The 23862-nt window shown below is 60.6% G+C and carries 26 protein-coding genes; 12 read left to right on the top strand and 14 right to left on the bottom strand.

Annotated elements, in window-relative coordinates:
• Positions 1-18: 18 nt before the first annotated feature.
• Positions 19-1200: a cytochrome P450 gene (locus tag Q1A34_RS01145; RefSeq protein WP_300029578.1), complete on the top strand. Its 1182-nt coding sequence runs from the start codon at positions 19-21 to the stop codon at positions 1198-1200.
• Positions 1201-1267: 67 nt separating this feature from the next.
• Here Q1A34_RS01145 and Q1A34_RS01140 read toward each other — a convergent pair whose 3' ends face one another.
• Complete coding sequence (locus tag Q1A34_RS01140; RefSeq protein ID WP_300029575.1) at positions 1268-1735, bottom strand: Lrp/AsnC family transcriptional regulator; 468 nt, start codon at positions 1733-1735, stop codon at positions 1268-1270.
• Between the two features lie 140 nt (positions 1736-1875).
• Between Q1A34_RS01140 and cysG the strand changes: the two genes are divergently transcribed.
• From cysG to Q1A34_RS01110, 6 genes are all read left to right on the top strand, one after another.
• A complete protein-coding gene (cysG, locus tag Q1A34_RS01135) occupies positions 1876-3297 on the top strand; it encodes a siroheme synthase CysG (RefSeq protein ID WP_300029572.1) in 1422 nt (473 codons plus the stop codon).
• 1 nt (position 3298) lies between these two features.
• Complete coding sequence (locus Q1A34_RS01130) at positions 3299-3604, top strand: DUF2849 domain-containing protein (RefSeq protein WP_300029569.1); 306 nt, start codon at positions 3299-3301, stop codon at positions 3602-3604.
• The gene (locus tag Q1A34_RS01125) at positions 3597-5261 is read left to right on the top strand and encodes a nitrite/sulfite reductase (RefSeq protein WP_300029566.1); all 1665 of its coding nucleotides are present in this window, start codon (positions 3597-3599) and stop codon (positions 5259-5261) included. The genes Q1A34_RS01130 and Q1A34_RS01125 overlap by 8 nt, the downstream gene beginning before the upstream one ends.
• Positions 5251-6021 (top strand): phosphoadenylyl-sulfate reductase, encoded by a 771-nt coding sequence (locus Q1A34_RS01120; RefSeq protein ID WP_300029564.1) that lies wholly within the window; start codon positions 5251-5253, stop codon positions 6019-6021. The genes Q1A34_RS01125 and Q1A34_RS01120 overlap by 11 nt, the downstream gene beginning before the upstream one ends.
• Positions 6018-6446, top strand: a complete 429-nt coding sequence (locus tag Q1A34_RS01115; RefSeq protein WP_300029561.1) for a DUF934 domain-containing protein — start codon at positions 6018-6020, stop codon at positions 6444-6446. The genes Q1A34_RS01120 and Q1A34_RS01115 overlap by 4 nt, the downstream gene beginning before the upstream one ends.
• Positions 6447-6518: 72 nt before the next feature.
• Positions 6519-7367, top strand: coding sequence for a ferredoxin--NADP reductase (locus tag Q1A34_RS01110; protein WP_300029558.1), 849 nt, complete (start codon positions 6519-6521; stop codon positions 7365-7367).
• Between the two features lie 73 nt (positions 7368-7440).
• Here the strand turns inward: Q1A34_RS01110 and Q1A34_RS01105 are convergent, their stop codons facing one another.
• Complete coding sequence (locus tag Q1A34_RS01105) at positions 7441-8265, bottom strand: translation initiation factor 3 (protein WP_300029555.1); 825 nt, start codon at positions 8263-8265, stop codon at positions 7441-7443.
• A 204-nt stretch (positions 8266-8469) separates the two neighbouring features.
• Between Q1A34_RS01105 and infC the strand changes: the two genes are divergently transcribed.
• Positions 8470-9015 carry a translation initiation factor IF-3 gene (gene infC / locus Q1A34_RS01100; protein ID WP_366942814.1) on the top strand — a complete coding sequence of 182 codons (546 nt, stop codon included), beginning with the start codon at positions 8470-8472 and terminating at the stop codon, positions 9013-9015.
• Between the two features lie 77 nt (positions 9016-9092).
• On the opposite strand, the gene Q1A34_RS01095 is transcribed toward infC, so the two are convergent.
• From Q1A34_RS01095 to Q1A34_RS01060, 8 genes are all read right to left on the bottom strand, one after another.
• Complete coding sequence (locus Q1A34_RS01095; RefSeq protein ID WP_300029551.1) at positions 9093-9764, bottom strand: hypothetical protein; 672 nt, start codon at positions 9762-9764, stop codon at positions 9093-9095.
• Positions 9765-11165 carry a selenium-binding protein SBP56-related protein gene (locus Q1A34_RS01090; RefSeq protein ID WP_300029548.1) on the bottom strand — a complete coding sequence of 467 codons (1401 nt, stop codon included), beginning with the start codon at positions 11163-11165 and terminating at the stop codon, positions 9765-9767. It lies immediately after the preceding gene.
• A gap of 353 nt (positions 11166-11518) precedes the next feature.
• The gene (locus Q1A34_RS01085) at positions 11519-12082 is read right to left on the bottom strand and encodes a pyridoxamine 5'-phosphate oxidase family protein (RefSeq protein WP_300029546.1); all 564 of its coding nucleotides are present in this window, start codon (positions 12080-12082) and stop codon (positions 11519-11521) included.
• A 100-nt stretch (positions 12083-12182) separates the two neighbouring features.
• Entirely contained in the window at positions 12183-12974 is a 792-nt protein-coding gene (locus tag Q1A34_RS01080) for a xanthine dehydrogenase family protein subunit M (RefSeq protein ID WP_300029543.1), read from the bottom strand.
• Between the two features lie 170 nt (positions 12975-13144).
• Positions 13145-15508 carry a xanthine dehydrogenase family protein molybdopterin-binding subunit gene (locus Q1A34_RS01075; protein ID WP_300029540.1) on the bottom strand — a complete coding sequence of 788 codons (2364 nt, stop codon included), beginning with the start codon at positions 15506-15508 and terminating at the stop codon, positions 13145-13147.
• Positions 15509-15600: 92 nt separating this feature from the next.
• A complete protein-coding gene (locus tag Q1A34_RS01070; RefSeq protein ID WP_300029537.1) occupies positions 15601-16086 on the bottom strand; it encodes a (2Fe-2S)-binding protein in 486 nt (161 codons plus the stop codon).
• A gap of 119 nt (positions 16087-16205) precedes the next feature.
• Positions 16206-17210: a molybdopterin-binding protein gene (locus tag Q1A34_RS01065; RefSeq protein WP_300029534.1), complete on the bottom strand. Its 1005-nt coding sequence runs from the start codon at positions 17208-17210 to the stop codon at positions 16206-16208.
• Positions 17207-18175 carry an XdhC family protein gene (locus Q1A34_RS01060; protein WP_300029531.1) on the bottom strand — a complete coding sequence of 323 codons (969 nt, stop codon included), beginning with the start codon at positions 18173-18175 and terminating at the stop codon, positions 17207-17209. Before Q1A34_RS01060 ends, Q1A34_RS01065 begins: the two co-directional genes overlap by 4 nt.
• 159 nt (positions 18176-18334) lie before the next feature.
• Between Q1A34_RS01060 and Q1A34_RS01055 the strand changes: the two genes are divergently transcribed.
• Genes Q1A34_RS01055 through grxD form a run of 3 tightly spaced genes read left to right on the top strand, consistent with a single transcriptional unit; the run spans position 18335 to position 19249 of the window.
• Positions 18335-18571 carry a BolA/IbaG family iron-sulfur metabolism protein gene (locus tag Q1A34_RS01055; protein ID WP_300029528.1) on the top strand — a complete coding sequence of 79 codons (237 nt, stop codon included), beginning with the start codon at positions 18335-18337 and terminating at the stop codon, positions 18569-18571.
• The gene (locus tag Q1A34_RS01050; protein WP_300029525.1) at positions 18558-18884 is read left to right on the top strand and encodes a hypothetical protein; all 327 of its coding nucleotides are present in this window, start codon (positions 18558-18560) and stop codon (positions 18882-18884) included. Before Q1A34_RS01055 ends, Q1A34_RS01050 begins: the two co-directional genes overlap by 14 nt.
• 2 nt (positions 18885-18886) lie before the next feature.
• Complete coding sequence (gene grxD / locus Q1A34_RS01045) at positions 18887-19249, top strand: Grx4 family monothiol glutaredoxin (RefSeq protein ID WP_300032298.1); 363 nt, start codon at positions 18887-18889, stop codon at positions 19247-19249.
• 18 nt (positions 19250-19267) lie between these two features.
• Here grxD and Q1A34_RS01040 read toward each other — a convergent pair whose 3' ends face one another.
• The 3 genes from Q1A34_RS01040 to Q1A34_RS01030 are packed head-to-tail and all read right to left on the bottom strand — an operon-like array spanning position 19268 to position 20453.
• Positions 19268-19579, bottom strand: a complete 312-nt coding sequence (locus Q1A34_RS01040; protein ID WP_300029522.1) for an MliC family protein — start codon at positions 19577-19579, stop codon at positions 19268-19270.
• Positions 19579-19971, bottom strand: coding sequence for a cell division protein ZapA (locus Q1A34_RS01035; protein WP_300029520.1), 393 nt, complete (start codon positions 19969-19971; stop codon positions 19579-19581). Before Q1A34_RS01035 ends, Q1A34_RS01040 begins: the two co-directional genes overlap by 1 nt.
• Positions 19971-20453: a hypothetical protein gene (locus Q1A34_RS01030; protein ID WP_300029517.1), complete on the bottom strand. Its 483-nt coding sequence runs from the start codon at positions 20451-20453 to the stop codon at positions 19971-19973. Before Q1A34_RS01030 ends, Q1A34_RS01035 begins: the two co-directional genes overlap by 1 nt.
• Positions 20454-20724: 271 nt before the next feature.
• On the opposite strand from Q1A34_RS01030, the gene tkt reads away from it, so the two are divergent.
• Entirely contained in the window at positions 20725-22770 is a 2046-nt protein-coding gene (tkt, locus tag Q1A34_RS01025) for a transketolase (protein WP_300029514.1), read from the top strand.
• Between the two features lie 47 nt (positions 22771-22817).
• On the opposite strand, the gene Q1A34_RS01020 is transcribed toward tkt, so the two are convergent.
• The gene (locus Q1A34_RS01020; protein WP_300029511.1) at positions 22818-23789 is read right to left on the bottom strand and encodes a DUF808 domain-containing protein; all 972 of its coding nucleotides are present in this window, start codon (positions 23787-23789) and stop codon (positions 22818-22820) included.
• Between the last annotated feature and the right edge of the window lie 73 nt (positions 23790-23862).

Here is a 23862-nt window from a genome sequence, read left to right as displayed (position 1 = left end):
GGGGTCTTTATCGGCGACATGAAAGTACTCAGACAGTCTCCGCTCGATCCCGCATTCGTTCAGGATCCCTATGCGCTTTATGCCCGTGTGCTGCAGGGCGACCCGGTCCGGTACTGGGAAGACTATGGCATGATGGCTGTGTTCGATGCGGCAACGGTCAGCGCGTTGTTGCGGGACCGCCGCCTGGGCCGTGCCCGCCCCGCCGGGCAGGAGACGACGGTGCCGGATCACCTGACGGCCTTTGCCAGCGTGGAACAGCATTCGATGCTGGATCTGGAACCTCCCCGGCACACCCGCCTGCGCGGTCTGGTCCTGCGCGCGTTCACTTCGCGGCGGATCAGGGCGCTGGCACCGGACATTACCGCGATATGCGCCGATCTGCTCGACGGCTTTCCGCCAGACACCTTTGATCTGATACCCGCATACTGCACCGCCCTGCCCGTGCGCATTATCGCGCGCCTGCTTGGTGTGCCCGAGAGCATGTCTGACGATCTTCTGCGATGGTCCAACACCATGGTCGCCATGTACCAGGCCGGACGTACGCATCAGACAGAGGTTGCCGCCAATGCCGCCGCCGCCGAATTCTCGGCCTTTCTGTCCGGATATATCGATGAGCGGCGCAGTGAACCACGCGATGATCTGATCACCCATCTGATCGCCGCCGAGGAAGACGGCGACAGGCTCAGCCGTGACGAAATGATCGGCACCTGCATTCTGTTGTTAAATGCCGGGCATGAGGCGACGGTTCACACCATGGGGAATGCTGTGAAATGCCTGCTGGAGATCAAACCTGACGCCAGCGCGCTGAGCCCCGCGCACATCGCCGGAACGGTCGAGGAAGTGCTGCGGTTTGATCCGCCACTGCATATGTTCACCCGGTTTGCCTATGAGGATATCAACGTGGGTGGCCACATCCTCCGGGCCGGGCAGGAAGTTGCGCTGATGCTGGGCAGTGCCGGCCGCGATCCGGCCCGGTGGCCCGACCCGGACCGGTTTGATCCATTCCGACAGGTGCAGCCCCATACGGCCTTCGGGGGTGGCCTGCATTTCTGCGTGGGCGCGCCGCTTGCGCGGCTCGAACTTCAGATGGGGTTGCGGCACCTTATTGAACGCTGCCCTGATCTGAAACGCGCGGAACAACCCTGCTACGCTGACATGTACCACTTCCACGGCCTGACACGTCTTCTGGTCACACCATAGCCGCCACCCCCAGACACGCCCCGGCGTGTCCCGGCAGTATGGTGTGCGGCGCAGCCGCGCCTTTGGATCAGACCTCCAATGGCAGCATCGTGGTGGATTTAATTTCCTCCATCGACAGCAACGCTGTGACATTATGTACCCGCACCTCCGAGATCAGCGCCTGATAGAACGCATCATAGGCGCGCGCATTCTTCACTCTTACTTTCAGAATATAGTCGATATCCCCTGCCAGACGGTGCGCTTCCTGTACTTCCGGGCGGTCGCGCAGCGCTTTCAGAAACCGCGCCTGCCAGTCGGCCTCATGCTCTGAGGTCCGGATCAGAACAAAAAAGCAGGCCTCATACCCGAGCGCTTCGGCATCCAGCACAAAGGTCTGTTGACCAATGATCCCCGCGTCCCGCATTTTCCGAATCCGGTTCCACACCGGCGTCTTGGAGGAGCCTGTTTTGGCCGCGATTTCGTCCAGTGACTGGCCGGCATCCCGCTGCAGCTCTGCAAGGATTTTCCGGTCTGTCTCATCCATCCGAACTGCCATTCCATCATCTCCACTGAATTGGGGTGTTTGTTCTCTCATGAACCTAAAACAGAACAAACGTCCTTTTCAACAGGCAACTATGGCGCAATACCGGGAATATTTCCTATATTGAGCGCAAGAAATCAGAGAAAGACGACCACATGGATCATTTCCCCATCTTTCTGCGCGTCCAAGGCCGGCGCATTGTGCTGTCCGGTGGCGGTGATGCAGCCCTGGCCAAACTGCGCCTGCTGATGAAGTCCACAGGTCATATCACTGTTTTCAGCCCCGATCCTGCACCCGAGATCGTGAAATGGGCCGGTGAGGGCAGGCTGCGGCTTGTGACGCGCGCCATGGCACCGGGTGACACGCTCTGTGCCGCGCTGTTTTACGCCGCTGACGAGGACGCAGTCGCAGATGCACGCACCGTCGGGATCGCCCGCGCAGATGGCGCGCTGATCAATGTTGTAGACAATCTGCAGGACAGCGAATTCATCACCCCCGCCATCGTCGACCGGGACCCGGTCACCATCGCCATCGGCACCGAGGGCGCGGCCCCCGTGCTGGCACGTGCGATCAAAGCGGACCTCGAAGAGCGCCTGCCTGCCGCTCTGGGACCGCTCGCGCGTATCGGCAAGGGTTTCCGCAAAATGGCCGACGCCCTGCCCTTTGGCCGCGCACGCCGCGATTTCTGGCGCGATTACTATTTCAACGCGGGCCCCGCCGCGATCAGCGGTGGCGAAATCGAGGTCCGCAAACGCCTGGACAGCCTGCTTGCGGATCACCTGGACCGCAAAGCGCGCCCTGGCCATGTGCATTTCGTCGGCGCGGGTCCCGGTGATCCGGATCTGCTGACCATGAAAGCCCGCCGCGTGCTGGATGAGGCTGACGTGGTGATCTATGACCGCCTGATCAGCCAGCCGGTGCTGGAGCTTGCCCGCCGCGAAGCCGTGATGATCGACGCTGGCAAAGAAGGCTTTGGCCCTTCGATGAAGCAGGACGACATCAACGACCTGATTGTCGAGCATGCCAAAACCGGTGCACAGGTCGTACGCCTGAAATCCGGTGATGCCACTGTTTTTGGCCGTCTGGACGAAGAGATTGATGCGGTTGATGCGCATCAGATCGGCTGGGACATCGTGCCCGGGATCACCTCTGCCTCTGCCGCAGTGGCCGAGATCGGTCAGAGCCTGACCAGACGCGGGCGCAATTCCTCCGTGCGGTTCCTGACCGGCCACGACACCAGGGGTTTTGCCGATCACGACTGGAATACGCTGGCCCGCCCCGGCGAGGTTGCAGCGATCTATATGGGCAAAAAATCCGCACGCTTCATCCAGGGACGGCTGATCATGCATGGTGCCGACCGGCACACGCCGGTGACCATCATCGAAAACGCCTCGCGTCCCGAACAACGCGTGCTGGGGACAACGCTGGATGCCCTGCCCGCCGCTCTTGAAGCTGCGGAAATGGACGGCCCGGCCCTGACCTTCTATGGTCTCGCCCCGCGCGAGGCCGCTGCGGCACGCCGCCGTCTCGTCGACACCCCCTTTCAACAACCCGTCAGAACGCAGGAGGCGCTGTAACATGGCCCGCGCATTCACCCCAAAAGTTGTCACCGCCAATGATCTGCTTAAAGGCGATGTGATCTATCAGACCGCCGACGGCTGGACCCGGAATCTGGCCCTTGCCGAAGTGCTGACAGACGAAGCTGATGCCGATCTGCGTATGATTGATGCCAGCCAGCAGACCGACCGCGTTGTCGGCGTCTATCTGGCGGATGTTGATGCTTCTGGCGGCACGCCCAAACCCACCCATTTTCGCGAAGACTTCCGGGCAACGGGCCCGTCGAACTATGCGCACGGCAAACAGGAGGCTCAGGCCCATGTATAATTACACAGATTTTGACGCCGCCTTTATCCAGGAACGCAACGCCCAGTTCCGCTCGCAGGTCGAGCGCCGCATCGACGGCTCGCTGACCGAGGATGAATTCAAGCCGCTGCGCCTTATGAACGGGCTCTATCTGCAGCTGCACGCCTATATGCTGCGGGTCGCGATCCCCTATGGCACGCTGAACAGCCGCCAGATGCATAAACTGGCGGATATCGCGGACCGCTGGGACAAGGGCTATGGCCACTTCACCACGCGCCAGAACATCCAGTACAACTGGCCGGAACTGCGCGACGTGCCTGACATGCTGGACGCGCTGGCAGAGGTGCAGATGCACGCCATCCAGACATCCGGCAACACCATCCGCAACGTAACGGCGGACCATTTCGCCGGGGCATCCGCCGACGGAATCGCTGATCCGCGCCCTGTGGCCGAGCTCATTCGCCAGTGGTCCACCGACCACCCGGAATTCCAGTTCCTGCCGCGCAAGTTCAAAGTGGCGGTGACAGGGTCCTCCACGGACCGCGCGGTGACCAAAGCCCACGACATCGGGCTGCGCATGGTCGAACGCGACGGCGAGGCCGGGTTCGAGGTCATCGTCGGTGGCGGTCTGGGCCGTACACCCATGATCGGCAAGGTGCTGCGGGAATTCCTGCCCCGCGAAGACCTGCTGCCCTACCTGGAATCCATTGTCAGCGTGTACAACGTGCTGGGCCGCCGTGATAATAAGTACAAGGCGCGCATCAAGATCACCGTGCACGAAAACGGCCTGGAGGACATCCGCGCGCGGGTCGAAGAGCGCTTTGCGCTGGTCCGGCCCCTGTTCACAGGCGTTGATCAGCAGATGCTGGCCGCCATCGAGAGTGATTTTGCCGCTCCCAAATTCCGCGAAAAGTCACTCGCCACTTTCGAGAGCGCCTATACCAACGATCCGGTGTTCCGCTCCTGGGCGGACACAAACGTGAGCGATCACCGCGCGCCCGGCTATGCCATCGTGTCGATCAGCCTCAAAGCCCATGGCGCCACACCCGGTGACGCGACCTCTGAACAGATGCGCGAAATGGCCGAACTGGCCCGCGCATACGGCCATGACGAACTGCGCATCAGCCACGAGCAGAACGTGATCCTGCCGCATGTGCATAAATCTGATCTGCCTGCGATCCATGCAAGGCTGAAAGCGGCTGGTCTGGGCACGGCGAACATTGGCCTGATCTCGGACATCATTGCCTGCCCCGGCATGGATTACTGTGCGCTGGCCACGGCCCGCTCGATCCCGATTGCACAGGAAATTGCCACCCGTTTTGATGAGCTGAAGCTGGAGCACGATGTTGGTCCGCTCAAAATCAAGATCTCGGGCTGCATCAACGCTTGCGGTCACCACCATGTGGGCCACATCGGTATTCTCGGTCTCGACCGCGCGGGTGTGGAGAATTACCAGATCACCCTGGGCGGCGACGGTTCGGAAGATGCGAGCATTGGCGAACGTGCCGGGCCTGGTTTTTCCGCAGAAGAGATCATCCCGGCCATCGAACGCCTGGTGCTTGCATATCTCGATCTGAGATCAGAGCCAGCGGAAACATTCCTCGAGACGTACCGCCGACTGGGACTGGCACCGTTCAAGGCAGCACTTTACCCGGAGACACAGGCCAATGCCGCTTGATCTTCACGCACCCTCGGGCGACGCACAGGCATCCGAACAGATCTCTGACGGTCTGGCCGGTCTGGTGCGCGACCTGAACGCGCGGCTGGAAGGCCGCGACGCACGGGAGGTGATCAGAACGGCACTGACCCAGATCACACCCCTGCGGCTGGTGTCCAGCTTTGGCGCGGAATCCGTGGCGCTGCTGCATCTGACGGCAGAGGCAGATCGGGACATTCCGGTGATCTTTATCGACACAGAGATGCTGTTTGACGAGACGCTGGCCTACCAGCAGGAGATCGCGACGACGCTTGGTCTGCGCAACCTGCGCATTCTGCGCAGCGCGGATGCGGCTGACCGTGATCCTGATGGCAAGCTGCACCAGCGCGACCCGGATGCCTGTTGTTCGCTGCGCAAAACAGAACCCCTGCAGAACGCGCTGGCTGGCAGCAACGGCTGGATCACGGGCCGCAAGCGCTTTCAGAACGGGCAGCGCGCCGAGCTGGATTTCTTTGAGGTCGAGCCGGGCACGGACCGGATCAAGGTCAACCCGCTGGCCCGCTGGTCGCGCGAGGACGTCACGCGCTACATCACCGAAAACCGTCTGCCACAGCATCCGCTGGTCGCGCAGAACTATCCGTCCATCGGCTGTGCGCCCTGCACGACGCCGGTGGCACAGGGCGAGGACCCGCGCGCCGGTCGCTGGCGCAACTCAGACAAAGACGAATGCGGCATCCACTTTGTGAATGGCAAAGCGGTGCGCCAAGGAGAGAAAACATGACAACACTGGTTCAGGACAGCGGGTTTACCGCGGATGACTGGAACGAAGGATTTGTGGCACTGGGTGCTGCCAATGACGCGGATGCGCTTGATGTGCCCTCGGACGCTGATCCGGCGGACATCCCGCTGTGCAGCGGCCTGCAGATGATCCGCGTGGATTTCCCGTCCTCGGCGGATGGGCGCGGCTTTACCATTGCCCGTGCGCTGCGGTTGCGCGGCTATCAGGGCCGCCTGCGGGCAAAGGGCCATGTGCTGGCGGATCAGTACGCGATGGCCCGCCGGTCAGGCTTTGACGAAGTGGAGATTTCTGACGAATTGGCCGCCCGTCAGCCACAGGACCAGTGGCTTTTCCGCGCCAACTGGCAGGAGCACAATTATCAGGCGCGTTTGCGCGGCACAGGATCGGCTCCTGCCCCGCGCGGCTGAATGCCGCCTTTCCCTCACTTTAAAAAACTTTCTAAAAGGAGCGCGCAGGTGTAAGCCTGCGTTGACACATTCATGACCGAGCAGACACCTGTGACCCAAGCCGCCGCTGTAAAAGTCCCGACCCTTCCCGATGCGCAGACCGTAACATCGGTGAAACACTGGACAGACCGCCTGTTTTCTTTCCGTGTGACACGGCCCGCATCATTGCGGTTCCGCTCGGGCGAGTTTGTGATGATCGGCCTGATGGGCGATCCGCATCCCGAAACGGGCAGGCAGAAACCACTGCTGCGCGCCTATTCCATCGCCTCCCCGTCGTGGGACGAGGAACTGGAGTTCTATTCCATCAAGGTGCAGGACGGCCCGCTGACCTCGAAACTGCAGCACATCCAGCCCGGTGACGAGATCATCCTGCGCCCCAAACCCGTGGGCACGCTGGTGCACGACGCGCTGCTGCCCGGCAAACGGTTGTGGTTCTTTGCGACCGGCACCGGCTTTGCGCCATTTGCCTCGCTGCTGCGCGACCCGCAGACCTATGAAGACTACGACCAGGTGATCGTGACCCATACCTGCCGCGATGTTGCGGAACTGGAATATGGCCGTCAGCTGATCGAAAACCTGCGACAGGACGAGATGATGCTGGAACTGCTGGGTGAAGAGAACCTTGCCAAGCTGACCTACTATCCGACCACGACACGTGAAGAGAGCCCGAAAATGGGGCGGATCACCGATCTGCTCAAAGACGGGACGGTTTTCGCCGACCTTGGTATTGATGGGATTTCGTCGGATACAGACCGCGCGATGGTCTGCGGCTCGCTGGGTCTGAACAACGACATCAAGGAAATCCTCGAAGGGTTTGGCCTTGAAGAAGGCGCCAACTCGGACCCGAAACACTATGTCGTGGAAAAAGCCTTCGTTGGTTGAAACCCATACTGTGTAACGAAAAAGGCGCGCCGGGATCCTCCGCAGCGCGCCCTTTTATTTTACCTGCCCGGGCTTACATGCCCAGTGCGGTACGCAGCTGTTCCAGCGCAGTCTTCAACAGCTCAGGATTGTCCTGCGCCTGAGTGATCGCATTGCCCAGCAGTGCTTTCTGCGTTGTTGCCAGATCAGAATTGTCGATCATCTCCTGAACTTTATCCAGGTTGAACCCCTCCGGTGTCAGCAGGCTGCTTTCAGCACTTGCAGCATCCGCAGCTGTCTCAGTGCCACCGGTCGCGTCGTCAGCAAGGCTATCAACAGCGTCCTGTGTGTCGGCTACGGCTTCTTCGGTTGTGGACGTCGTGGCGTCGGTCACAGCGTCCGCAGCAGCATCTGCCGCATCCGACGCGGCATCACCGGCCTGCTCGGTCAGCGCTGCTGCACCCTCTGTTGCGTCCGCAGCTGCGTCTGTTGCAGCGTCGACTGCGCTGTCTATCGCACTGTCTGCGGCCTCAACTGCATCTGTGGCCGCCTCCGTTGCAGCGTCAACCGCATCGCCTGCTGCTTCGGTGGCGGCCTCGGCCGCATCGCTCGCAGCATCTGTCGCGGCATCGACCGCGTCACCGGCAGCTTCAGTGGCGGCTTCAGTGGCGGCATCCACAGCATCGGAGGCTGTGTCAGCAACACTTTCAGCAGCATTTTCCACTGCATCTGTTGCGGTTTCTGCGGCCTCTGTTACCGCATCGGTTGCTTCTTCCGCCACTGGTGCCGCTTCTTCTGCGGCCTCGCCCACGGCGTCCTGGGCCGTGTCAGCGACGTCCTGAGGTGTCTGACCGCTGTACAGATACCATCCGCCGGCAGCGATGGCTGCGGCGACAATAATCCAGATGAGATTTCTCATATCGTTGCTCCCTCGTCTCTGTGCCGGACCAACGCGGTCGGGCATCAATTGTTCCTGAACTGACAGGTGAGCGATGGACGGGCCAGCAACAAGGGGGAAAACGGCGTCTTTCGGCGCATAACAGCCCACTTTGCCGCTTGAAGTGCGCGGGCCGCGCGTTTAGTTTGGCGTCGCACAAACGTGAACAATCAAAGGACTACCACCATCGCTCGCAGACCCCACAACGCGCCGCCACAACGAGAAACCGGCCCGCGCGTCAATGACAAGATCCGTTCTCCCGAAATCCGCCTGATTGGCGCTGAAGGCGAAAATGTCGGTGTTGTCTCACCTGCCCGCGCCATGGAAATGGCTGACGAAGCAGGGCTCGACCTGGTCGAAATTTCGCCAAACGCCAATCCGCCGGTTTGCAAGATCATGGATTTCGGCAAGTTCAAGTATGAACAGCAAAAGCGCGAGAGCGAAGCCCGCAAAAAGCAGAAGATCATCGAGATCAAAGAAGTCAAATTCCGTCCGAACACGGATACCAATGACTACGATGTGAAAATGCGCAACGTGTTCAAGTTTCTTGAAAACGGCGACAAGGTGAAGATCACACTGCGGTTCCGCGGTCGTGAGATGGCCCACCAGAACCTGGGCCGGGAACTTCTGGAGCGTGTCGCAGAGGACACCAAAGACGCAGGCCGCGTCGAGAACTTTCCCAAGATGGAAGGCCGACAGATGGTGATGCTGATCGGACCGTTGCCCAAGTAAACCGACAGCCCTTCATTCGACATACAAGCGCCCTGACCGGACCGGACGGGGCGTTTTTTTGTGGACAATCCAAACCCTCAGTGCCCGTGAACCGCCGACCAGATACCAAAGGCCCCCACCAGCACCAGGCTGAGCGCCCAGACCACATCAAGGTTGAGCCAGGTTTTTGACAGAAACCTGAGCCCCAGCCAGACATAAATAACGGCAGCGATGATGCCGCCTGCCACGGTCATCGAAAGGGTATGAACGGCTGCAACGGTAAAGGCGGTCCCGATGTTGCCGCTCATAAGTGTCTGAGCCGCCAGATGACCGGTTTCGTCCGTCCCGATTGCGCAGATCCCCAGATAGATCGGCACAAGCATCAGACCCGCGCCATGTGCCATCGCCGCCAGAAAAGACCACAGCGCCAGCCGGGCGGGATGAACGCGCGCCAGAAATTTCGGATGCCGGCGATTGATCAGCAGATAGACCCCCATGCCAATCACCAGGATCCCTGCCCCGATCCGGATCTGCGTTTCCCATTCCACCAGAAAAAACATCACCGAAAACGGCAGCAGGATCGCGATCATTGCCAGAAAGTGACCGGCGGCCAGCAACGCCAGTGCCTTTGGCAGGGCGCGGGCATTCTGTTCCATCAGTGCCGCAGACACGGCCAGCGGCCAGCCCATGCCCGGATTGACGCCATGATACACGCCCGAAAAAATGACGGCCCCCCAGAGGGCCGCCATTGATGTCATGTCAGCGAACATTCAGACCGATGGGTAGCAAAAGCTGTCCGTGGAACAGTCGCCGCCTTCAAGCCGGATCTGGTGAGACCGCATGCCTTTCGGGAAATCGATGTAGAAATCCGGGTTCAGTGTCAGCCCACCGTTTTCGCCGACGTCCGCCATGACCATCTGTCCACCCTCGTCATCCGGATAGAACTGGTCATCCCAGGTCGAATAAAGCGAGTTTGTCCAGTAGACGCGTTTGCCGTCACGGCTGATCTCGACCATTTGCGGGCCATAGGCAAACGGCTTGCCGTTCGGGTGCGCCGTGCCGCGGGCAATACCGCCAACCTCGACCTTACCGGCCAGAACAGGGTTCATCGGATCAGAAACATCATACTGGTGCATCTCTCCCAGTCCCCAGCAGGCGACATAGAGATACTTGTCATCCAGGCTGAGATCGATGTCCGTCACCAGCGGTGGCACCGCTTCAAAACCCTGCAACAGCGGTGGCAGGTTTTCTGCCTTTTCCGGGCGCGGATCGATCGTGATGGTCTTTTTCGCCTGCCATTTGCCGTCGTCATCGCGCCACCAAGTGAAAATAGACCCTTGCAGATTGGTGGTGTCGACCACAACACCGCAGAACCCATAGGATTTCTTCGGGTCGTGTGCAGGTCGGATCTCCAGCGCCATCTGATGGTTTTCACCCAGATCAATGGTCTGGATGTTCTTGCGCGCGCGCAGGTCCCAGAAGTGGATGGAATGGCCGTATTTGTTCGAGAGCAGATCCTCGGCCACGATGCCGTCCTCGAACTGCGGCGGCAGCCCCCATTCCGAGCTGACCATGTAGTCCTGCGGCAGGTTCCACCAGAAGTCATAGTGTTTGTCCTGGGGGCCACGGTCCATTTCGTACTGGCCGATAATCTCGAATGTCTCGCAGTCCATGATAAAGATACCGGGCGGGCCGTCCGTGCCGTCTGCACCACCCCCGCCGAGGCAGGAGACATAAATACCCTCTGGCCCGCAGTGGATTGTGTGCGGACGCGAATAGCCGGTCTTTGCAAAGAGCTCTTCGGGCTCGATTGTCTTGTGAATATGCGCCTTGAGTGGCTCTTTGACGTCGATCACGTAAATGCGCGACGACCGGATGCCCGGCACGATCAGGTAACGGCGCTCGAGGAAGGCGTGACCCGAAAGCGGTGACAGCGACGATGAACAGGCGTTCCAGCCAAAGTGGTGAAACTCGTCGCCTTTGTTCGGCACGATCACCTGGTGCACGATCTGCCCGTAGGTGTCCGAGCCGGGTTTCAGGTCAACCACGGCGATACCGTCAGACTGCGCGCCATCCGGGCTCAGCATGACGGTAAAGGCATAGTTCTCAACCGGCGCCTGCATCGCCAGTTTGGGCGATGCGTGAAATGTCGGATCTGGTCTCAGGTTCATGTTTTTCCTCCCTTGAATTCAATCGCCCTTTCCGGGCGGGTCGCCGGGCCTCTGCGGCCTCTTGTGGTCTTGCTGGCTGGTCTCCCCTGGCAATCCGCCCCTGCAGGCAGGAACAGCCCGATCGGGGGCAATGTCGACGGATCGCCCCGGACAGTTAAACCCCACGTTCAATCACTGTGGGTGCGTTCAACCTTTGGAATAATTGCACCACAAAGCAAGAAAAAACTCGACGGTTTCCCGACAAGCCTGCACCCATGCGAACAATCTCCCGCAACGGTCGGCATCACAGGCGGTCGACGCGGGTGCCCCGGTAAACGGGTACGTACCGCATCCGCGCAGGTCAGTGCCTGATGTCAGATATCGTCTGGCAGTTTCAGCCCGGTCGGCAGCCCGTCCATGCTGCTCTGGTTGTTGTCTTTCCAATAAGCACGGATCCCGTCAGGGCCCTTGTTATCATGCCAGTTGTCAATCGCCGCCCGCTCCCCCTGATAGTCGAAAAGCGGCACCCCGTACCCGCAGGACGTTTGCACCAGGTCGATCGTCAATCTCATGATCTGGCGCGCGCCGGACGGACATTTGCCGTCATAGAGTGTCTCGACAATCCGGCTGAACCCGGCACTCTCCCAGCCCAGTGATGTGCCCTGGCCGTAAAGCCTCAGGATCAGCGGCGGCCCCTCAAAGGCGCAGAACATGATCGTCAGACGTCCATCGGCCAGCATATGTGCTGCCGTCTCATTGCCGCTTCCGGTCCGGTCCAGATAAACAACCTCGTTCGCGCCGGCGACCCGCAGTGCGCCGCCCTCACGCGGGGACATGTTGACCCGGGTTCCCGCCGCCGCAGATGCCGTAAAGAAAATCTTCTGGCGGCCGATAAACTCAATATGGCTCTGACTGAGGCAATCAAACTGTTTGGCCATTGCGCTTCCTCCTGTGCCGTCCGGTTGCACGCGCGGCGTCAGCCGACGCAAAAACAAAAAAGCCCCGCCATGCGGGGCCTTTTCACTGTCTTCTCATCGCTCAGGACGCAGCGGCCACAGCCCGTTCCGTCATCACACCCACCAGATGCGCACGATACTCACCCGTACCATGCAGGTCGCTGATCATGTTGTCACCGGACACAGACAGCCCGCCAAGCGCCCCTGCGGAGAAATCAGACGACAGTGCCGCCTCTGCTTCACTCCACCGGAACACACCTTCATTCGAAGCACCTGTCACAGCAACCCGGACATCATCTGCGAACTTTGCAACAAAGACCCCCACGAGCGCAAAGCGGGACGCCGGCTGTACAAACTTCTGATAGTTCGACACTTCAGGCACAGGGAAACGGACCTCTGTGATGATCTCACCTTCCTCCAGCGCCGTGGTGAACATGCCCTGAAAATAGTCATCCGCCGCAATCTCACGGCTGTTTGTGATGATCGTGGCACCAGAGCCCAGAGCCGCCGCCGGATAACAGGCTGAAGGGTCATTGTTGGCCAGCGATCCTCCGATTGTCCCCCGGTTACGCACCGCCGGATCACCGATATGGCCCGCCAGTGCGGCCAGGCCAGGGTACAGCGACGCGGCCTCCCGCGCCACGGTGGCATGTGTCGTCGCCCCACCGATCGCCACCCGGCCGTCATCCGTGCTGCAAACGCCCTGCATCTCTGACACACCCGTAAGCGAGACCAGAACCGAAGGGCTGGCCAGGCGTTGTTTCAGCGTCGGGATCAGGGTCTGCCCCCCTCCAAGCGCCTGTGCATCCTCACGCCCCATGGCAGCTGCCGCATCTGCAACAGATCCGGGGCGTTCCACATCAAAATTATACATCTTCTTTCCTTTCTTCGGGCTCAGACAAGCACGCGGCTTCTTCTGGCCGGAAATATCCCGGGGGGCGAGGTCCGGTCCGCGTCAGCGGCAGACTGTCCTTAAGACAGTCTGAGGGCCGAGCGGGGCAGCGCCCCGTTCATTCCTCTCAGACCACGCACCCCCATTCAGCTTCATCCCTGCATCGCAGCCCAGACACGCGCCGGTGACAGCGGCATGTCGATATGCGTTACATTCTTGCCCGCGGACTGCAGCGCATCCACTACCGCATTGACCACCGAAGGTGGCGAGCCGATTGCACCAGCCTCGCCACAACCCTTTACCCCCAGCGGGTTATGCGTACAGGGCGTCTGACAGGAATGATCTACCTGGTAAAAGGGCACATCATCTGCGCGCGGCATCGCATAATCCATATAGGACGCACTCAGCAGCTGACCGTTCTCGTCATAGGCACAGTTTTCCAGCAGCGCCTGGCCGATACCCTGGGCCAGACCGCCATGCACCTGCCCGGTGACAATCATCGGGTTCACCACGTTGCCAAAGTCATCCACAGCCGTGAAAGCCTCGATTGTCACCTTGCCGGTGTCCGGATCAACCTCTACCTCACAGGCATAGGCACCGGCGGGATAGGTGAAGTTCGACGGATCATAAAAGGCCGTTTCCTCCAGACCCGGCTCCAGATCCTCGAGCGGATAGTTGTGCGGGACATAGGCCGCCAGGGTCACATCCCCCCAGGCCAGCGATTTATCGGTACCGGCGACAGAGAACGTCCCGTCTTTCAGCTCGATATCCGCATCAGACGCCTCAAGGATGTGGCCGGCGATCTTTTTGGCCTTGGCGATGATTTTCTCGGTCGCCCGCACCATGGCCGAACCGCCCACCGCAAGACTGCGCGATCCATAGGTGCCCATGCCCATCGGTGTGTTGGCGGTATCACCGTGCACGACCTCGATCATGCTCTCGTCAATGCCGATCATATCCGCGATCACCTGCGGAAAGGCCGTCTCATGCCCCTGCCCGTGACTGTGGCTGCCGGTCATGACCACCAGACCACCCGTAGCGTTTACCCGCACTGTGGCACTTTCATAGAGCCCGGCGCGTGCACCAAGCTGACCCACCAGGTTCGACGGCGCAATGCCGCAGGCCTCAATATAGCAGTTCACACCGAGCCCGCGCAGTTTGCCTTTGGCCTCGGATGCCTTGCGCCGTGCCTCAAACCCGCTGAGATCCGCCATGGCCTCCAGCTTGTCCATCGTTGCGACATAATCCCCGGTGTCATATTCAACGGCCACCGGCGTGGCATAAGGGAACTCGGTCACAAAGTTCTGACGACGCAGGGCAATCGGGTCTACGCCCAGCTCACGCGCGGCCTTGTCGATGACACGCTCCAGCTGGAACGTGGCCTCCGGGCGCCCGGCACCACGATAGGCATCGACCGGCACCGTATTGGTAAACACCGCTTTGACATTCACGTAGATCAGCGGCGTTTTATAGTTGCCCGCCATCAGCGTGCCGTGCAGCCAGGTCGGAACCGAGGGTGCAAAAGTGCTGAGATAGGCCCCCATATTCGCAAAGGTCTCGGTGCGCAGCGCGGTAAAGTTGTTGTCACCGTCCAGCGCCAGCTCGATCTTTGTGACGTGGTCACGGCCATGGGCGTCAGACATGAACGCCTCCGACCGGCTCGATGTCCACTTTACCGGGCGCCCGCAGGCTTTGGCGGCAAAGGTGCAAAAGGCTTCTTCCTGATAATGGAAGATCTTGGTGCCGAAACCGCCGCCAACATCCGGTGCCACGACGCGCAGCTTGTGCTCGGGAATGCCCAGCACAAACGCGCCCATCAGCAGGCGGATCACATGGGGGTTCTGCGAGGTCGTGTACAGCGTATGATCGCCTGTTCCGCGGGCATAGTCACCCACTGCGACACGCGGCTCCATCGGGTTGGCCACCAGACGGTTATTCACCAGCTCCAGCGTGGTCACATGCGCCGCGTTGGAAAAGGCCTCATCTGTCGCGGCCTTGTTTTCCTCGACGAAACCCCAGTCATAACAAAGGTTTGAGGTGAGATCATCATGTACTTTGTTGTCGCTGTTTGCGACAGCCGCCTTCATGTCCACCACGGCGGGCAGTTCGGCGATATCAACGTCAATCGCTTCTGCAGCGTCGCGTGCCTGTTCCAGCGTGTCAGCCACAACGGCTGCAATCGGCTCGCCCACGTGGCGCACTTTGCCATGCGCCAGCACCGGGTGTTTGGGCTCCTGCATCGGCTGGCCGTGCTTATCCGTTACCTGCCAGCCGCAGGGCATGCCGCCCACGGCCTCAAAGTCCGCACCGGTAAAGATTTTAACAACACCGGGCATCGCTTCAGCGGCGGATGTATCCACACTGCTGATCGTCCCATGCGCAATATCAGAGCGCAGAAAGAACACATGCGCCTGGCCATGAATGTTGATGTCATCGGTGTAATTACCGGCTCCTGTCAGAAACCGGACGTCTTCGCGGCGCTTTGAGCTGGCGCCAATGCCACTGTCTTTAGGCATGTCATTCCTCCCTGGAATTTCGACGGAACGCTGTCCGCCTCAGAGGGCCTGTCTGCCGCGTTCCAGCCGCGGCCCGGCCCCTGTGTTTCGACTTATTCAGCAGCGATTGAGCTTACGTCCTGCCCCGAGGCGGCCATGATCGCCTTGACGATATTGTGATAACCCGTGCAGCGGCAGATGTTTCCTTCCAGATAGGCGCGCACCTCGTCTTCTGTCGGGGTCGGGTTCTCTTTCAGCAGCGCTGCCGCAGACATCACCATACCAGGCGTGCAGAAACCGCACTGCAGACCGTGGTGATCCTGGAATGCCTGCTGGATGACGTTGAGAGAGCCGTCTGCATTGGCCTGCCCTTCGATGGTGGCCACCTCGGCACCGTCGGCCTCAGCCGCGAGCATCGTGCAGGCTTTGACAGCCTCGCCGTTGACATGCACCACGCAGGCGCCGCACTGACTTGTATCGCAGCCGATATGTGTCCCCGTGAGCTGCAGCGTGTCCCGCAGGAACGCAGACAACAGCGTGCGCCCTTCTACTTCGCCGGACGCGGCCTTGCCATTCACGGTCATTGAGACCTGTGCCATGATTTCCTCCCTGAAAGCTTTTTTGTTTCTGAGCGGAGTTAAGCACGGCAAGCGTAAGTTGAGAACAGAAATTTTAATCAATTTCCGTATGATGCACGATACAGCCTGGTCCGGCCTGCTCAGCCAGGCTTTTTGCCGGACCTCGGCTGTGGTCTGGATGGAATTTCCTTGAGCAGCCCGCCGACCCCCATGCCCGCGATATCCGCAGCCGTCACCGGCACACCGCAGATGACCCGCGACAGCACCCAGTCTGCCCCGTTGAGCGCAGGTGCGCGGGCACAACCGGGCAGCCCGATCACAGCCGCCTGCCCCAGTTCGCCCAGAAAAAGCAGGTTGCCGGGATCGACCGGCATGCCAAACCGGGCGACACTGCCCCCCGCTGCCCGCAAAGCCGCCGGGGCGACATCCGCCGGATCCGATGTGGCAGATGCCGTCAGAATAAGAATGAGCTCTGCCTGTGATGCCCGCAGCGCATCCGAGAGAGCATCAACAGTGTGCGGCACCACAACAGGTTCGTGCAGATCACGACCGAATGCGGCCACCCGGTCCGCGATGGCCTCTACCCCCCTGAGGCCGGCCGCACCCGCGATATCCGTGACAATCAGGGCAACCTTATTCAGCACCGGCGGCGCCAGACGAATGGCCCGGTGGGCCAGCGCGCAGGCCTCCTCCAGCGCGTCACCGGGCACTGCATAGGAAATGATCTTGATCGTGGCCACCATGCCCCTGTCCCGCATCTGCCGGAACGGCGGCACGGTCGCAACTGTGATCATCGGATGCACACGGTTCGCAGCCTCGATTGCCGTCACATCCAGAAGCGCCACACCCGGCCCGTCGGCCAGCAGATTGACACGCCCCGTAAACGGCCGGGTGAGCTGCAGGTTTGCAACGTCCGTATCCGGCACCAATGCCGCTGCCAGGCGCGCGGCGGCTGAGTCCTCGGTCACGTCGCCCGGCTCGGGGCACGCGACGATCACCTCCGCGATGCCTGCTGCCGTCAGCTTTGCAATATCATCGACGTCCAGAACACGGCCCTTGCGCAGCCGGTCGCGCGCGCCCACACCAACCGAATGCGCAAGAATGGCCCCCCCGGCGTCCGGCACGGGCACCGGGCCGAACTTCATGCGCCGCGCCTCAGAACGCGCGTCATTTCCGCCATTACCGAAACAGCGATTTCCGGTGGCCCCGACGCACCGATATCCAGCCCCACGGGTCCGTGAATACGGGCGATGTCCGCCGCGTCAAATCCGGCTTGTTCCAGCCTGGCAACCCGCGATGCATGCGTTCGTTTCGAGCCCAGAGCCCCGATGTAAAAACACTCAGACCGCAGCGCCAGGTGCAGTGCGGGATCGTCCAGCTTGGGGTCATGCGTGAGCAGCACAACAGCTGTCCGTGCATGCAGCCCGATTTCCTCAAGAGCCTCGTCGGGCCATTCTGCGATCAGTTTCGTGTCCGGGAAACGGGCCTCTGATCCGAAAGCGCCGCGGGGGTCGACCACAACCGGGTCATATCCGGCGATGCGCGCCATAGGCACAAGGGCCTGGGCGATATGGACCGCCCCGACCACAACCAGCCGGAGTGGCGGATTATGGATTGCCACGAAAACACGCCCGTCCGGCTCAAAACCAGAGCGGTCCATGGCAAAGCGTTCGGGGTAGCCCTCTGTCACCAGCCTGCGGGTGCCATCGCCGGGCGTCACCTCATAGGCCACCGGCTCATGGGCCGCCCGCGCCGCCACCAGTTCGCGCAGCAGTTCCGGCGGCATCACCGCCCCCACAGGCTCCACCAGAATGCGGATGGTTCCGCCACAGGCAAGCCCCACGGCAAAGGCATCCCCATCGCTGACCCCGTATTCCAGCAGGCGTTCCTCTCCCTTTTCCAGGGCATCAATAGCCTCGAGCACGACGGCGCCCTCGACACAGCCACCGGAAACAGAGCCTTCCATATTGCCCTCGCGATCAATGACCAGCTGTGCGCCTGTGCGGCGCGGCGCGGAGCCCCAGGTTTCCACCACTGTGGCCAGAACGGCGCCTTTTCCCGCCTTATGCCATGCCAGCGCCAGCTCTGGCGCGGTGTCAGATACAAGCATTCGGAACCTCCCACGGAAAGTATGGATCAGCTGCGCAGGCATGTCTGCACGAAATCGTCGGACACCACCATACCCGGCGGCTATTACTGCCATTCTGACACTTGTCCCCGGCGGTCCGGCCAATTACATCTGGATCAGAGCCGGGACGGGAGAATGCACATGCCAATGCAAGCCAGCGAAATTGAAGACCTGCTGCGCCAGAGCTTTCCGGAAGCAGAAATCCGAGTAGAAGGCGACGACGGCGTGCATATGTCTGCAATGGTCGTCGATGAAAGCTTTCGCGGCAAAAACCGTGTCCAGCAGCAGCGCGCAGTTTATGCCGCCCTCAAGGGCAAGATGGACGGCTCTCAGGGAGAGCTGCACGCGCTTGCCCTGACAACGCGTGCCCCGGACTGAGACATTGCGCATCTGGTCTCTCATAAGCGCACCTTTCCGGCGCGAACCGCGCAAACCGCTGTCTTACCGACAGCCGCGCCGGGCGGAGGATGCTGCCGTGCCCCTGGGGCTGGAGGCGATTGACATGAAAACCGTTCAGGCCGCGAACCGGCGGAATGCCTCGCTGGAACGGGTCAGCACATTTTTCGGGACACGCAGCGGCCTTTTTGGGAGTTTCGCGCAAAACGCGGACACCGCCGTGGCACGTCCCGCCGATGATCAGACTTATGCAGCGTGGTATCACCGCGCTTACAATCAGAAAAAGGGCAAATGACTATGACCGATGCGAATACGCAGATCCAGGAAACCATTTCCGCCAGCGACGTGGTGCTGTTCATGAAGGGCACAAAGGAAATGCCGCAATGCGGGTTTTCAAGCCGTGTCGCAGGTGTTTTGAACTATATGGGCGTCCAGTATTCGGACGTGAACGTTCTGGCCGACGAAACGGTGCGCCAGGGGATCAAGGATTTTTCCGACTGGCCGACCATCCCGCAGCTCTACGTCAAAGGCGAATTTGTCGGCGGCTGTGATATCATCACTGAGATGACGCTTTCGGGCGAGTTGGACACGTTGCTAGAGGAAAATGGCGTCGGGTTCGACAAAGAGGCTGCAAACAAGATCCGCGAAGCCAACGGCTGAACCGGCGGCGGCCTGCGATCAGCGGGCTTCACACTCTTCTGCAAGGCCGGCAACCTGCCGGCCTTCACTGTTTTCAGCGTAAAGAACGCCGCCCGTTCCCCTGGACCACCAGACAATCGTCAGGGCACCGGCATTTGCGGCATATTTCGCCCCGGAGGCCGCCGGGACCGGCGACATTTCGAGACGGACGTCACCGATTTCCAGATGCAGCGCGTTCTGATCCGCCGGTGTGACGGTCACTGACTGCCCCATACTGCATGCATATCCGGTTGGCGTGTCCGCCCAGACACTGCCCGCAGAGACCACAGCCCAGAGGCAGGTCCGGACCATCACGCGCGCTGTTTTTCTTCCACCGCCTCGGCAATCGCTTCGGCGCGCGCTGCCAGTTCCGCAAGCGTTTCCATCACCGCCGTGGGCACAACAGGTACTTCGATGCGCTCTGGCTCAACAGGGTTTTCTTTCAGAGCCGCCAGTTCAGCTTCGCACTGGTTCAGCTTTGCCTGCACTTCTGACACGCGCTCCTCGACGCTGGCGGTTTTGTCGGCCAGCATCAGACCCGCCATCAGCAGCATGCGCGCCTCGGGCATCCGCCCGACCTGATCCGCAAGGATCTGCGCTTCGTCATCCAGCAGCTTTGAGGCCGTGTGCAGATAGTGCTCTTCGCCTTCCTGACAGGCGACCTCAAAACTCCGTCCACCGATTGTGATTGTCACCTCGGGCATTATTGTGCACTCCCGTTTCCGGCCGCCGCAGCAGCTTCATCCAGCAAAGGCGTCAGCGCCGCAATAATCTCTCCTGCCTCCGCCATCTCGGCATCGCGCATCGTGCGGATTGCCTCCAGTTCGGACGTCATTGTCGCATTGATCAGATCCGGATCGCCCACGCCCTCGGCGTTTGCCTTGCGCAGCGCGTCGCAGGCCTCGACCAGCTGGGCGTTGATACGGCGCAGTTTCTGCAGCTGGGTATCGAGGTCGGTCATCTTGCCAGCGACCTTTTTTTCGGCATCCACCAGGATTTTCTCGTGCTGCGCGCTCAGCGTATCAATGCGCTCTTTCAGCTCCGCATTGATCGACTTCTCGTCCGCCAGTTCCTGCCGCAGAGCATCCGCCTCAGCGGGATCGGCGGCATTCAGCCCGTCCAGCCCCTGTGCCACCCTGTCCATCGCGGACAAAATCCGTCGCTGCAGCTCGTCAATCTCGCTCATGCCTGTCTCTGCCCCTTCCCAAAGCGCCCGGATACCGTGAAAACCGGCCCCGAATCGCCACAATCATGGTTAACCGTACCCCTATCCGGGCCACACAACAAATACGCCTTTGAACAGTATCAGCAACTTGCGCGGAGTTCTTCAAGTCAGGGGCCGATGCGACGGGTGCGGCCTACTTGATCTTTGCGGGCTGACTGATATTCAGCGCGGGAAGCAGACCCATAAAGCAGCCTCCGCAGGGCTGCACAGCCGATAAAGGAAGACTGATCCCGTGGATCTTAAAGCTCTCGCCACCGCGCATCCGGACCACTGGTCCAAAGCCACCGCAATCCGTGCTCTGGCCCTCGACGCGGTAGCAGCCGCAAATTCCGGTCACTCCGGCATGCCGATCGGCATGGCAGATGTGGCAACCGTTCTGTTTGAAAAACACCTGAAGTTTGACGCCGCCAACCCGGAATGGCCCGACCGTGACCGGTTCATCCTGTCGGCAGGCCACGGCTCGATGCTGCTCTATGCGCTGCTGCATCTGACCGGGTACAAGGACATGACGCTTGAGCAGGTCAAAAACTTCCGCCAGTGGGGCGCGATCACGGCAGGCCATCCTGAATACGGCCATGCAGGCGGGATCGAGACCACAACCGGCCCGCTGGGTCAGGGCATCGCGAATTCGGTCGGCTTTGCCATGGCAGAGGAAATCCAGCGCGCCACCTATGGCAAAAAGGTCGTGGATCACCATACCTATGTCATCGCCGGCGACGGCTGCCTGATGGAAGGTGTCAGCCAGGAGGCCATCACCCTGGCCGGTCGCCACCAGCTGAGCAAACTGGTTGTGCTGTGGGACAACAACAACATCACCATCGACGGCCCCGTTACCCTGTCAGACCGCACCGACCAGGTTGGCCGCTTCCGGTCCGCAGGCTGGGAAGTCATCGAAATCGACGGACACAACCCGGATGAAATTGATGCGGCCCTGACGGCAGCAAAGAAAAGTGCACAGCCCACGATGATTGCGTGCAAAACGCATATTGCTCTGGGTCACGCGGCACAGGATACTTCCAAAGGCCACGGCGCGCTGACAAACGCAGACCAGAACGCGGAGGCCAAGGCGGCGTGGGGCTGGACAACCGGTCCGTTCGAAGTGCCCGCAGATGTGAAATCTGGCTGGGAGGCAATTGGCTCCCGTGGTGCAGACGCGCGGCGCGCCTGGGAAGAGCGTTTTGACAAAATGCCCCGTGGCAAACGCGAAACCTTTAACCGGGCTTATGCGCTGGATGCGCCGAAAAAACTGAGCGCGACCGTCAAAGCGTTCAAAAAGCAGATGTCCGAGGCGGCTCCCAAGCTTGCCACGCGCGCCAGCTCGGAAAAAGTGCTCGAAGTCATTAACCCGGTGATGCCGGAAACCGTTGGTGGCTCGGCTGACCTGACCGGCTCCAACAATACCAAGACGAGCGATCTGGGCGTTTTTGACGTGGGCAGTCGTGATGGCCGCTATGTCTACTGGGGTATCCGCGAGCATGGTATGGCCGCGGCTATGAACGGCATGGCGCTGCATGGGGGCGTGCGCCCTTACGGCGGGACGTTCATGTGTTTCACGGACTATGCCCGTCCATCGATGCGTCTGGCCGCCCTTATGAGAATCCCCACGGTTTTTGTGATGACGCACGACAGCATCGGGCTGGGCGAAGACGGCCCCACCCACCAGCCGGTCGAGCATCTGGCGATCAGCCGGGCAACACCGAACACCTATGTGTTCCGCCCTGCCGACACGATTGAGACGGCCGAAAGCTGGGAACTGGCGCTGACGCAGAAAGAGACACCGTCGGTTCTGTCGCTGACCCGTCAGGGCCTGCCGACCGTGCGTACAGAGCACAAAAACAAGAACATGACAGCACAGGGTGCCTATGTTCTGGCCGACGCCGAGGGCAAACGCCGTGCGATCCTTATGGCGACGGGCTCCGAAGTAGAGATCGCCATGGCCGCGCGGGATATCCTGCAGGCAGAGGGCATCGGCACGCGTGTCGTTTCCATGCCCTGCTGGGAACTCTTCGAAGAGCAGGACGAAGCCTATCGCAGGCGTGTGCTGCCAGGCGGGCCCGTGCGTGTCGGCATCGAGGCCGGTATCCGCTTTGGCTGGGACCGCTGGCTCTTTGGCGAGCGTGGCAAACGCGAGAAATCAGGTTTTGTGGGCATGCACGGCTTCGGCGCATCTGCCCCGGCAGGTACCCTCTACAAAGAGTTTGGCATCACGGCCGAGGCGGCAGCCGAGAAAGTCCGCGATCTGCTGGACGGCAAGTGGCAGCCTGATCCGCGCACCTGATGGCCAGGCGGGGCTATGCAGCCCCTGCCCTGAAACATTGCAAAATATCAGTGACCGGCGCTTTCTGCGCCGGTTAATTTTTCGACCACTGGTCCGATGACCCGCGTCACCACCGGAATGAGCAGCATCCCCAGAACGATGCCAAAGACACCGTCGAGCAGGGCCGTCACGGTCCATTCCACGAACCCGGATCCCTGGCTGATGCTGTCGGCCACTGCCAGCGCAATGTGGTGGATTTCGTCATAGAGCCATGGGGCCCCCATCACCTGCATTCCATGGATAATGATGGAGCCGCCCACCCAGAGCATGGCGGCGGTCCCCACAATCGTAAGCACCTTGAGCAACACAGGCATCCCGCGCACCAGACCGGCGCCCAGTGACCGGCCCAGTCGTGTCAGACCGTTGGCTGCCAGCCATACGCCGATGTCGTCCATCTTTACGATCAGCGCCACGGTGCCGTAGACAAAAACCGTCACAGCGATACCGGCAAAGGCCAGCGTGGCGGCCTCGAACCAGAAGCTGTTCGCCTCGATGTTGGCCAGGATAATCGTCATAATCTCGGCGGACAGGATGAAATCGGTCTTGATCGCGCCTTTGACCCGCGTCTCCTCAAGGTGCAGCGGATCGCCCACGGACATGTCTTTTTCAACATGAGGGTCACCGTGGGGATAGAGCCAGTGATAAACTTTTTCTGCGCCTTCAAAGCACAGATACATCCCCCCCAGCATCAGCAGCGGTGTGATGATCCAGGGGGCAAAAGCGTTCAGCAGCAAAAGTGCAGGCAGCAGGATGACCATTTTGTTGAACAGCGACCCGCGGGTGATTTTCCAGATGATGGGAAGCTCGCGCTTCGGCTCGAACCCGGTCACGTATTTCGGGGTAACCGCTGCATCATCGATCACCACGCCCGCAACTTTTGAGCCGGCTTTTGCCGCCTGCCCTACCACATCATCCACTGAGGCTGCCGCCACCTTGGCAATCGCTGCAACGTCATCAAGAAGCGCCAGAAGACCACTCATTATACCTGTTCCTTCAACTGTAGCCGCCGTCCGGGGCTTATTGTTCATTAATGTGCACAGGTAAACAAACGCT

Origin of the sequence: uncultured Roseobacter sp. (assembly GCF_947491795.1) — a bacterium.
Classification (GTDB): domain Bacteria; phylum Pseudomonadota; class Alphaproteobacteria; order Rhodobacterales; family Rhodobacteraceae; genus Roseobacter.
This window is presented reverse-complemented; position numbering and strand designations above follow the sequence as displayed.

What these genes read in the sequence shown, in the direction of transcription:
- Q1A34_RS01095 (WP_300029551.1), bottom strand. Translation starts at nt 9,764, where the DNA reads ATGTTCGCTGACATGACATCAATGGCGGCCCTCTGGGGGGCCGTCATT.
- Q1A34_RS01060 (WP_300029531.1), bottom strand. Translation starts at nt 18,175, where the DNA reads ATGCTTGTATCTGACACCGCGCCAGAGCTGGCGCTGGCATGGCATAAG.
- Q1A34_RS01055 (WP_300029528.1), top strand. Translation starts at nt 18,335, where the DNA reads ATGCCAATGCAAGCCAGCGAAATTGAAGACCTGCTGCGCCAGAGCTTT.
- Q1A34_RS01075 (WP_300029540.1), bottom strand. Translation starts at nt 15,508, where the DNA reads ATGCCTAAAGACAGTGGCATTGGCGCCAGCTCAAAGCGCCGCGAAGAC.
- Q1A34_RS01040 (WP_300029522.1), bottom strand. Translation starts at nt 19,579, where the DNA reads ATGGTCCGGACCTGCCTCTGGGCTGTGGTCTCTGCGGGCAGTGTCTGG.
- Q1A34_RS01030 (WP_300029517.1), bottom strand. Translation starts at nt 20,453, where the DNA reads ATGAGCGAGATTGACGAGCTGCAGCGACGGATTTTGTCCGCGATGGAC.
- Q1A34_RS01085 (WP_300029546.1), bottom strand. Translation starts at nt 12,082, where the DNA reads ATGGCCAAACAGTTTGATTGCCTCAGTCAGAGCCATATTGAGTTTATC.
- cysG (WP_300029572.1), top strand. Translation starts at nt 1,876, where the DNA reads ATGGATCATTTCCCCATCTTTCTGCGCGTCCAAGGCCGGCGCATTGTG.
- Q1A34_RS01035 (WP_300029520.1), bottom strand. Translation starts at nt 19,971, where the DNA reads ATGCCCGAGGTGACAATCACAATCGGTGGACGGAGTTTTGAGGTCGCC.
- Q1A34_RS01070 (WP_300029537.1), bottom strand. Translation starts at nt 16,086, where the DNA reads ATGGCACAGGTCTCAATGACCGTGAATGGCAAGGCCGCGTCCGGCGAA.
- Q1A34_RS01140 (WP_300029575.1), bottom strand. Translation starts at nt 1,735, where the DNA reads ATGGCAGTTCGGATGGATGAGACAGACCGGAAAATCCTTGCAGAGCTG.
- Q1A34_RS01105 (WP_300029555.1), bottom strand. Translation starts at nt 8,265, where the DNA reads ATGAGAAATCTCATCTGGATTATTGTCGCCGCAGCCATCGCTGCCGGC.
- Q1A34_RS01090 (WP_300029548.1), bottom strand. Translation starts at nt 11,165, where the DNA reads ATGAACCTGAGACCAGATCCGACATTTCACGCATCGCCCAAACTGGCG.
- Q1A34_RS01020 (WP_300029511.1), bottom strand. Translation starts at nt 23,789, where the DNA reads ATGAGTGGTCTTCTGGCGCTTCTTGATGACGTTGCAGCGATTGCCAAG.
- Q1A34_RS01115 (WP_300029561.1), top strand. Translation starts at nt 6,018, where the DNA reads ATGACAACACTGGTTCAGGACAGCGGGTTTACCGCGGATGACTGGAAC.
- Q1A34_RS01110 (WP_300029558.1), top strand. Translation starts at nt 6,519, where the DNA reads ATGACCGAGCAGACACCTGTGACCCAAGCCGCCGCTGTAAAAGTCCCG.
- grxD (WP_300032298.1), top strand. Translation starts at nt 18,887, where the DNA reads ATGACCGATGCGAATACGCAGATCCAGGAAACCATTTCCGCCAGCGAC.
- Q1A34_RS01080 (WP_300029543.1), bottom strand. Translation starts at nt 12,974, where the DNA reads ATGTATAATTTTGATGTGGAACGCCCCGGATCTGTTGCAGATGCGGCA.
- Q1A34_RS01130 (WP_300029569.1), top strand. Translation starts at nt 3,299, where the DNA reads ATGGCCCGCGCATTCACCCCAAAAGTTGTCACCGCCAATGATCTGCTT.
- Q1A34_RS01125 (WP_300029566.1), top strand. Translation starts at nt 3,597, where the DNA reads ATGTATAATTACACAGATTTTGACGCCGCCTTTATCCAGGAACGCAAC.
- Q1A34_RS01145 (WP_300029578.1), top strand. Translation starts at nt 19, where the DNA reads ATGAAAGTACTCAGACAGTCTCCGCTCGATCCCGCATTCGTTCAGGAT.
- Q1A34_RS01120 (WP_300029564.1), top strand. Translation starts at nt 5,251, where the DNA reads ATGCCGCTTGATCTTCACGCACCCTCGGGCGACGCACAGGCATCCGAA.
- Q1A34_RS01065 (WP_300029534.1), bottom strand. Translation starts at nt 17,210, where the DNA reads ATGAAGTTCGGCCCGGTGCCCGTGCCGGACGCCGGGGGGGCCATTCTT.